The organism is Umezawaea sp. (assembly GCF_057122925.1).
This window is the reverse complement of record NZ_DBNGPQ010000006.1, coordinates 25,023-33,263: the sequence shown is the minus strand read 5'-3', so window position 1 is coordinate 33,263 and position 8,241 is coordinate 25,023. Positions and strand designations below refer to the sequence as shown.

Annotated in this window: 7 protein-coding genes; 4 read left to right on the top strand and 3 right to left on the bottom strand. The window is 72.0% G+C overall.

Translation table 11 applies throughout. From position 1 onward, the window contains the following. Positions 1–983: 983 nt before the first annotated feature. A complete protein-coding gene (locus AC156L_RS00585) occupies positions 984–2,873 on the bottom strand; it encodes an intein-containing Rv2578c family radical SAM protein (RefSeq protein WP_330882551.1) in 1,890 nt (629 codons plus the stop codon). A 50-nt stretch (positions 2,874–2,923) separates the two neighbouring features. On the opposite strand from AC156L_RS00585, the gene pnuC reads away from it, so the two are divergent. Genes pnuC through AC156L_RS00570 form a run of 3 tightly spaced genes read left to right on the top strand, consistent with a single transcriptional unit; the run spans position 2,924 to position 5,598 of the window. Then, entirely contained in the window at positions 2,924–3,553 is a 630-nt protein-coding gene (pnuC, locus tag AC156L_RS00580) for a nicotinamide riboside transporter PnuC (RefSeq protein WP_330882553.1), read from the top strand. After that, entirely contained in the window at positions 3,550–4,650 is a 1,101-nt protein-coding gene (locus AC156L_RS00575; protein WP_330882555.1) for an AAA family ATPase, read from the top strand. The genes pnuC and AC156L_RS00575 overlap by 4 nt, the downstream gene beginning before the upstream one ends. A gap of 24 nt (positions 4,651–4,674) precedes the next feature. Then, complete coding sequence (locus AC156L_RS00570) at positions 4,675–5,598, top strand: phosphotransferase family protein (protein WP_330882557.1); 924 nt, start codon at positions 4,675–4,677, stop codon at positions 5,596–5,598. Here AC156L_RS00570 and AC156L_RS00565 read toward each other — a convergent pair. Continuing rightward, the gene (locus AC156L_RS00565) at positions 5,588–6,283 is read right to left on the bottom strand and encodes a nitroreductase family protein (protein ID WP_330882559.1); all 696 of its coding nucleotides are present in this window, start codon (positions 6,281–6,283) and stop codon (positions 5,588–5,590) included. The two genes, AC156L_RS00570 and AC156L_RS00565, sit on opposite strands and share 11 nt — an antisense overlap. Positions 6,284–6,370: 87 nt before the next feature. Here AC156L_RS00565 and AC156L_RS00560 point away from each other — a divergent pair, with 87 nt between their 5' ends. Continuing rightward, a complete protein-coding gene (locus AC156L_RS00560) occupies positions 6,371–7,756 on the top strand; it encodes a YibE/F family protein (protein ID WP_414720111.1) in 1,386 nt (461 codons plus the stop codon). Here AC156L_RS00560 and AC156L_RS00555 read toward each other — a convergent pair. Next, the gene (locus AC156L_RS00555) at positions 7,750–8,112 is read right to left on the bottom strand and encodes a DUF1304 domain-containing protein (RefSeq protein WP_330882564.1); all 363 of its coding nucleotides are present in this window, start codon (positions 8,110–8,112) and stop codon (positions 7,750–7,752) included. The two genes, AC156L_RS00560 and AC156L_RS00555, sit on opposite strands and share 7 nt — an antisense overlap. Between the last annotated feature and the right edge of the window lie 129 nt (positions 8,113–8,241).

The following is an 8,241-nucleotide window of genomic DNA, read 5'->3' as shown; positions in this document are numbered from 1 at the left end:
AGCCTGCCCGATCACAAATTTTAAGGGTCAAATCCCCCGAGTAAAATCGGCCACGTTTCAGGGAAGGCCCCGACTCACTTTCGCGCGAAATCGGTCATGGCTGGCAGATGATCCCGACCTGTCCAGGGGTGGCGATGGCTACTCATGCCTACCTGGGGACTCGGCAGACTCACAAGCCCTCAAGCCCTCAAGCCGGCAGTTCGGCAGTTCGGCAGTTCGGCGAGTCAGCAGGCCAGCGAGCCAGCAGGTCGGCGGGTCGGTGGCAAAACTTGAGCCGCCGGGCCGAAACTCGCCCCGCCGCCCCGGCCGCCACCGTCGCACGAATCCACCCGCCCTGCTTGTCCAGCTATCTCCGCTTGCCCGACCCCCTTCGCGCGACCACCCACCGTTCGCCTGTGCGACACCCGCTGCCAGCCCGTCCTCTGCACCCGACCATCCCGTCGTTGGACTGTGCGGTGCCCGATGTCAGACGCGCTTGGACGCCTACCCTTCCTCTACGCCCGCCCCTCCTTGGCGCCCGCCCCTTCCTTGATGCCCGGCCTTTCCTTGATGCCTGGCTCTCCTATTGCCTTACCGTCGCCATTCTCGACCGTTCCGCTTCCCCCGCCATCGCCGTACCCAGCCGTCCTGCGCCTTGCGCTTTCGCGCAACCCGGCCAACCCCGTTTCCGTGCAGCCCAGTCGCCCAGGCACCCTGGTTTCACGCAGCTCGGGCGCTCGCCAGCCACCCCGCCGCACACCCGGCTGGCCGACCACCCCCGCTGCCCAGCCGTCCGCCCGTTCCCCTGCCTGACGGCCTGCCCCTCTCCCTGCCCGCTGATCCGGAGGCACCCCCCGGTCGCCATTCCCGTCTCAGCGCTTCCCCGCCCTCGACGCTTCCCCACCCCCAGCGGCTCCCCACCCCCAGCGGCTCCCCACCCCCGCCCCAGAGCCCCTCCGCCCCGGCTGCGCGCCCCCGCCCCGCGCGCCCGCCGCGTGCTGCGGCTACAGCAGGGTCAGTTGGTCGCGGTCTATCCCGCGTTGGGTGGGGATGTCGGCGGGTAGGGCTCCTTCCGGCCACCTGGCCTCGCCGTCGCCGTCGCTCTCCGGCGGGGACCCGGTGGCGGGGCGGCTGTGGGGTGGTTCGAAGCCGTGTCTTCTGAGTAGCGGGCGCAGGCGGGCGGTGAGCCAGGTGCGGTAGCGCTTGTCGGCGTTGCTGCCCGTGCCGTACAGGTTTCGGTAGCCGTCCAGCAGGTCCGGGTGTTCACGGAGCAGCCACCTGGCGAACCACTCGCGTGCGCCGGGGCGGAGGTGGAGGGCCAGGGCTGTCGCGCCGGTGGCGCCTGCGGCGGCTATCTCGCCCAGCAGCGCGTCCAGGTGTTCCTTCGAGTCGGTGAGGGCGGGGAGGACCGGGGCGATGAAGACGCCGCACGGGAGGCCCGCGTCGCGGACTCGGCGGATCAGGTCCAGACGGGACTGGGGACTGGGGGTGCCTGGCTCCAGGGAGGACTGGAGGTCGCGGTCCAGGAGGGCCAGGGAGACGCCGATGCCCACGGAGACCGACTTGGCCGCCTCGGCCAGCAGGGGGAGGTCACGGGCCAGGAGGGTGCCCTTGGTGAGGATGGAGAAGGGGGTGCCGGAGTCGGCCAGTGCCGTGATGATGCCCGGCATCAGCCGGTACCGGCCCTCGGCGCGCTGGTAGGGGTCGGTGTTGGTGCCCATCGCGACGTGCTCGCGCCGCCACCTGGTCGACCGGAGCTGACGGGTGAGCACCTGGGCGGCGTTGACCTTCACCACGACCTGGCTGTCGAAGTCGTGGCCCGCGTCCAGGTCGAGGTACTGGTGCGAGTTGCGCGCGAAGCAGTTGTGGCTGACGACGCCGTCGGCCACGAAGTCGCCGGTGCCGGTGGTGATGTCGAACAGCGGACGGTCCTCGCCCAGCGCCTCCACGGCCACGACCCGCGCGGTCGCGTCCAGGGGCGCGCCGTCGACCGATCGGTGCGCGCTGCGGGCGGGCTCGACGGTGTGGCAGAACCGCAGGGCCTCCGACGCCCCGCCGCGCAGCCTCGTCACGCCGTCCTCGACGGTGCAGTCGAAGTCGAGCCGCTTCAGGCCGAGCACCACGGCGTCGACGATCGGGTGGTCCGTGCGGATGCGCAGCACACCGTCGTCGCACCGGCCCGCGGCGTCGAACACCCCGGCGAGGAAGCCCTTGGTCCAACTGTCCTCCGGGGCCACGGGCCACTCGATGCGGTCGCGGTCGAGCGCCGCGTACCGCTCGGCCCTCTCCAGCGCCTCGGGCTCGGTGGTCAGACCGCCCCGGACCACGCCCCACAGGTACCCGCCGCGGTACTCGGCGTCCTCCACCGGACCGGTGACGGCGCCGCCGAGCCCGACCAGGCGGTCGCCCACCGAGAGCCGGGGCAGGTCGCACGAACCGGAGGCGACGTGCCTCCACCCCTCGGTGCTCAGGAACCGGTGCTCCCCGCTGGACACCAGCGACCTGCCGTCCTCCAGCACGACCCGGTAGGCGGGCTTCACCGTCCGCCAGTGCGCGAGGACGGTCGTGCGCACGTACCTGCCCCCGCGCGTGCCGCACACCTCGTCGCCCACTTCGAGTTCGGCGAGCGCCCGAACCCGCCCGTCCCCCAGCAGCACCGGCGTGGAACCGTCCAAGCAGTACGTGCACCCGTGCGTGCACCCGCGGTAGGGGTTGACCGTCCACTTGAACGGCATGGGCGAGGCGCCCGCCACCTTGTTCAGCACGGATTTGGCGTGCACCTCGTGGAACACCACGCCGGAGAACTCGGGAGTTCGTACGCTGCGCACGAGCCCCGGCAACCCCGGTAGCGCCTGCTGAGGTGCTGCCCCGTCCTTTTGGCCGTCCCATCGCATGGCATTGATTCGAACACGTGTTCGAACCCGACGTCAATCGGAGTCACCCGTTGGACTTCCTCCTGATCCCCTTCACCACCCCCGCGCTCACCTTCGCGGGCGCCGCGACGACCTGGGGAGAGGTGTTCGGGTTCGTGACGGGCGCCCTCTGCGTGTGGCTGGTGGCCAGGCAGAACACCTGGAACTGGCCCATCGGCATCCTCAACAACCTGGCGTTCCTGGCCCTGTTCGCCACCAGCGGCCTCTACGCCGACTCGGGGCTCCAGGTCGTCTACGTGGGCCTGGCCCTCTACGGCTGGTGGTCCTGGCTGCGCGGCGGCGTCGAGCGCACGCCGCTGCCCGTCAGCCGCACGACGTCGGCGCAGTGGCTCTGGCTCGCCGTCGCGGGCGTCGTGCTGACCGGCGTCCTGGTCTGGGTCCTGACGAGCTACACGTCGTCCACGGTGCCGTGGGCCGACTCGATCACCACGGTCCTGTCCCTGCTCGCGACCTGGGGCCAGACGCGCAAGAAGCTGGAGTCGTGGTGGCTGTGGATCGCCGCCGACGTCATCTACGTGCCGCTCTACGCCTACAAGGGCCTGTGGCTCACGGCGATCCTGTACCTCGGCTTCATCGCCCTGTGCGTCCTGGGCCTGCGGTCCTGGTCGAAGGCCCACCGCCGGGACCTGGTCGCCGCATGACCCGCTTCCGCCACGCGCTGGTGCTCGGCAAGTTCTACCCGCCGCACGCGGGCCACCACCACCTGGTCCGCACGGCGGCGGCGAGCAGCGAGCGCACCACCGTCGCCGTGCTGGGCTCCAGCGTCGAGTCGATCCCGCTGGCGGACCGGGTGTCGTGGCTCGCCGCCGAGCACGCGGACGACCCCGGCGTGGTGGTGCTCGGCGACCTCGACGACCACCCGATGGACTTCGAGGACGACGCGGTCTGGGAGCTCCACGTGGGCGTCACGAGGTCGGTGCTGTCCCGGCGGGCCATCCTCGACGGCGACCCGGCGGGCGCCCCCGTGGACGCCGTGTTCTCCAGCGAGGCCTACGGCGACGAGCTGGCGAAGCGGCTGGGGGCCGAGCACGTCGCCGTGGACCCGGCGCGCGCGGCGGTGCCGGTCTCCGGCACGGCGGTGCGCGCCGACCCGGCCGCGCACTGGCACCACCTGGCCCCGGCGACCCGGCGGGGCCTGGCCGCGCGGATCGTCGTGGTGGGCGCCGAGAGCACGGGGACGACCACGCTGTCCCGCGCGCTGGCGGCGGAGCTGGCCGCTCCGTGGGTGCCGGAGCACGGCAGGCGGCACACGGAGCTGAAGCTGGCCGCCGCGCGCGCCTTCGACCCCGGGACCGGAGTGGACCGTCTGGTCTGGACGGTCGGCGACTTCGTGGACGTGGCCGTGCGCCAGCAGTCCGACGAGGACGCCGCGGTGGACGGTCCGGTGCTGGTGTGCGACAACGACGCGTGGGCGGCGACCGTGTGGGGCCACCGCTACCTCGGCGCGCCGCACGCCGACATCGCCCCGCACGCCCGCAGGCCCGCGCTGTACCTGCTCACCGACCACGTCGGGGTGCCGTTCGAGCAGGACGGCTGGCGCGACGGCGAGCACCTCCGCGAGCGGATGACGGGTCTGTTCACCGCGGGCCTCGCGGAGCGGGGCGTGCCGTGGCGGCTGCTGACCGGCACGCACGGCGACCGGTTGGCGCAAGCGATTGCGGCGACGCGGGACGTGCTCGTCGACCACTTCCGCTTCGCCCGGCCCCTGGAGGCGCCGAAAACCGGTCGCCGGGGATGACCGGGTGGTCTACCGTCCGCGACCGTGCCGGACGCCGACCTCACCCCCTCCGCCGCGCGGGCGATCCTGCGGCGCGTCGCGCCCGCGGCGACCCTCACCGGGGTCGTGCGCCGGACGGGCGGGGAGCTGAGCGGCGTCCACGAGCTGCGCTGCGCCACACCGGTGATCGTCAAGGTCTACGCCGACGAGTGGAGCTACCGGCAGGACAAGGAGGTGCACGTCTACCGGACGCTCGCCCGGCACGGCGTCGGACCGGTCCCCGAGGTGCTGCACGTCGAACGCGCCGGGGGCCTGCTCGACCGGGCGTTCACCGTGCTGACCAGGGTGCCCGGCGTCCCGCTGTCCGAGGTCTCCCCCGGCCTGGCCGACGACGAGCACCGCGGGCTCTACCGGGGTCTCGGGGAGTTCCTGGCGGCCCTGCACGGCATCGGCCAGGACGGCTTCGGGGAGATCACGACCGAGGTCGTCGACCCCGAGCCCGCGAACGACCGGTACATGACCCGCCGGTTCGCCAGGACCCTCTCCCTCTTCGGCGGCGACCCCGACCTGCGCCGCGCGGTGGAGGAGCACGTCGCCGAGCGGGCCGGGCTGTTCGCGCGCTGCCCGGCACCGGTCCTGTGCCACAACGACCTGCACGAGGGCAACGTGCTGGTGGACCGCGGGGCGGACGGCTGGGAGGTGAGGGGGTTCGTCGACGTGGAGAACGCGATCGCCGCCGACCCCGTGCTCGACGTCGCCAAGACCGACTACTACTCGATCCGCGGCGACGGGGCGAAGCTGGCCGGTCTGCTGGAGGGCTACGGGCCGCTGCCCGACGACTGGCGCGACCGCGTCGCCCTCTACTCGCTGCACCACGCCCTCGAACTGTGGAACTTCTTCGCGCTGATCGACAACACCAGTGCCCTGCCCGGCATCGTCGACGACGTCCGCCGCCTGGTCAGACCGTGACGACGACCTGGTCGAGCGACTTGCGCACCAGGTTCGGCACGACGCAGTCGTCGGCCGGGTAGCCGATCGGGACGACGGCGAACGCCTTCTCGTTGCGCGGGCGGTCCAGCACCTCGCCGAGGAACCTCATCGGCGACGGCGTGTGCGTCAGCGCGGCCAGGCCGGACAGGTGCAGCGCGGTCAGCATCATCCCGACCGCGATGCCGACGGACTCGTCCACGTAGTAGTGCTTGCGGGTGCTGCCGTCGGCTTCGAGGTAGAACCGCTGCTGGAACACGACGACCAGGTGCGGCGCGTCGGTGAGGTGCGGCTTGTGGTCGTCCGTCCCGAGTGGACGGAGCGCCTCGAGCCACTGCTCGCCGAGCCTGCCCGCGTAGGAGACCCGCTCCTCCTGCTCGGCCGCGGCGCGGATGCGGGCGCGCACCTCGGGGTCCTTGACCACGACGAACGTCCACGGCTGCTGGTGCGCGCCGCTGGGCGCGGTCGCGGCGACGGCGATGGCGTTGAGCACCAGCTCGTCCGGCACGGCGTCCGGGGAGAACATCCGCACCGTGCGGCGTTCGGCCATCCGCGCGCGCAGGTCCGCCGAGATCCGCAGCGATTCCTCGAAGGCCAGCCGGGCCGGGCGGTACGGCACCGGGTCGAACTCCAGGCCGTGGTCGGGGGTCCAGTGCGTCGTCGTCACGGATCGAGTGTGGCTCGGGTGGGGTGCGGAGCAGAACCCCTGTCCGCCGGGCCGTCCGGATCACGGGCACCCCAGTCGTCGTGAATGATGTGCGCCGTGGAGGACAAGCTGCCGACGGGGCGACGCCGACGCCGAGCACAGCCGACGACGGGTCACGGCCACGGCCACGGTCCCGTCGAGCCCGCGTCGAGACAGGTCCGCACGCTGCTGCTGGTCCTGCTCGTGCCGCTGGTGCTGCTGACGGTCGTCGGCGCGCTGCTGCTCTACCCGTTCGGCCACGACCAGAAGACGGGCGCGGAGATCGGTCTGCGCCAGAGCCCGGTCAAGGCCGACGTCACGGCCGTCGTCGCGGGGTCGTGCGGCGGCCAGGCGGGCACCGGGGACTGCCTGCTGGTCACGGTGACGATGACCGAGGGCGAGGCCTCCGGGAGGTCGATCACCGTTCCGGTGCCGAACGAGCCCGCGACGCCGAAGTTCGCCGTGGACGACGCGGTCGTGCTGGCCTACGCGGGCGCGAACCCGACGGACCCGCAGTCCTACCAGCTGGTCGACTTCCAGCGCGGGGTCCCGCTGGCCGTGCTGGCCGCGCTGTTCGCGCTGGCCGTGCTGCTGCTGGGCCGCTGGCAGGGGTTGAAGGCGCTCGGCGCGCTGGTGCTCAGCTTCGTGGTGCTGATCCTGTTCGTGCTGCCCGCGATCCTGGCAGGCGAGGACCCGCTGCTGGTCGCCGTGGTCGGCGCCGGGCTGATCATGTTCGTCGTGCTGTACCTCACGCACGGGCTGACGGCGCGCACGTCGACGGCCGTGCTCGGCACCCTGGTCAGCCTGGCGATCATCGGCGCGCTCGGCTCGCTGTTCTCGGCGTTCGGCAAGCTCACCGGCCTGGACGAGGACACGGCGAACCTGGTCGCGCTGCTCGGTCGCGGCATCGACACGCGCGGCCTGCTGCTGGCGGGTGCCCTGATCGGCGCGCTCGGCGTGCTGGACGACGTGACCGTGACGCAGACCAGCTCGGTGTGGGAGCTGCGCCGGGCGAACCCGTCGCTGAGCCGCCGCAAGCTGTACTCGGCGGGTCTGCGGATCGGCCGCGACCACATGTCGTCGGTGGTGAACACGCTGGTCATGGCCTACGCGGGCGCCGCGTTGCCGCTGCTGCTGGCGTTCTCGCTGTCCGGGAGGGGGCTGTTCGAGATCTTCACGGCGCAGCAGGTCGCCCAGGAGATCGTCCGGACGCTCGTGGGCAGCATCGGCCTGGTGGCGGCGGTGCCGGTGACGACGGCCCTCGCGGTGCTCGTGGCGACGCGGGAACCGGTTCCGGCGTCCACAGTGGAGGAGCCCCCCGCCGTGGACCCCGACCCGGAACCGGAACCCGAACCGGTCGCCCCGCGCAGGCGGAGGCGACCGGTCGCCCGGCTGTCCGGTGACCTCTACACCGGCTACCACCGGGACAAGGGTCCGTGGACCCGACCTCAGTGAGCGACCAGCACCAGGACGAGGGCGAGGGTCGCGGGCACCGTCTGGACGAAGATGATCCTCTTGCTGGCCGTCAGCGCGCCGTAGACCCCGGCCACCATGACGCACACCAGGAAGAACACGGCGAACTGGAACGAGGGGTCGCCGTCGACGATCAGCGAGTAGAGCAGACCGGCGCCGAGGAAGCCGTTGTAGAGGCCCTGGTTCGCACCGAGCGTCTTGGTCTCCTTCGCGAACTCCGGGGTCAGGCCGAACGCCTTGTACCCGCGCGGTTTGTCCCAGAGGAACATCTCCAGCACCAGGATGTAGAAGTGGATGATCGCCACGAGGCCGACCATGATGTTCGCCGCGATCTGCACGGGGTCCTCCAGGGTTGAGCGGTGTACCGGTCCGTATCGTGTCAGTGAGCGGACGGGCGGACGCACCCCTGTTCCACTATCGGGGGTTCGGGCAGCGGATCCAGGGGTGTTCGCGCAGCCCACGCGGTC

Excerpts from the sequence above, each read along its gene's own strand:
- AC156L_RS00560 (WP_414720111.1), top strand. The coding sequence starts at position 6,371 with ATGTGCGCCGTGGAGGACAAGCTGCCGACGGGGCGACGCCGACGCCGA.
- AC156L_RS00585 (WP_330882551.1), bottom strand. The coding sequence starts at position 2,873 with ATGCGATGGGACGGCCAAAAGGACGGGGCAGCACCTCAGCAGGCGCTA.
- AC156L_RS00575 (WP_330882555.1), top strand. The coding sequence starts at position 3,550 with ATGACCCGCTTCCGCCACGCGCTGGTGCTCGGCAAGTTCTACCCGCCG.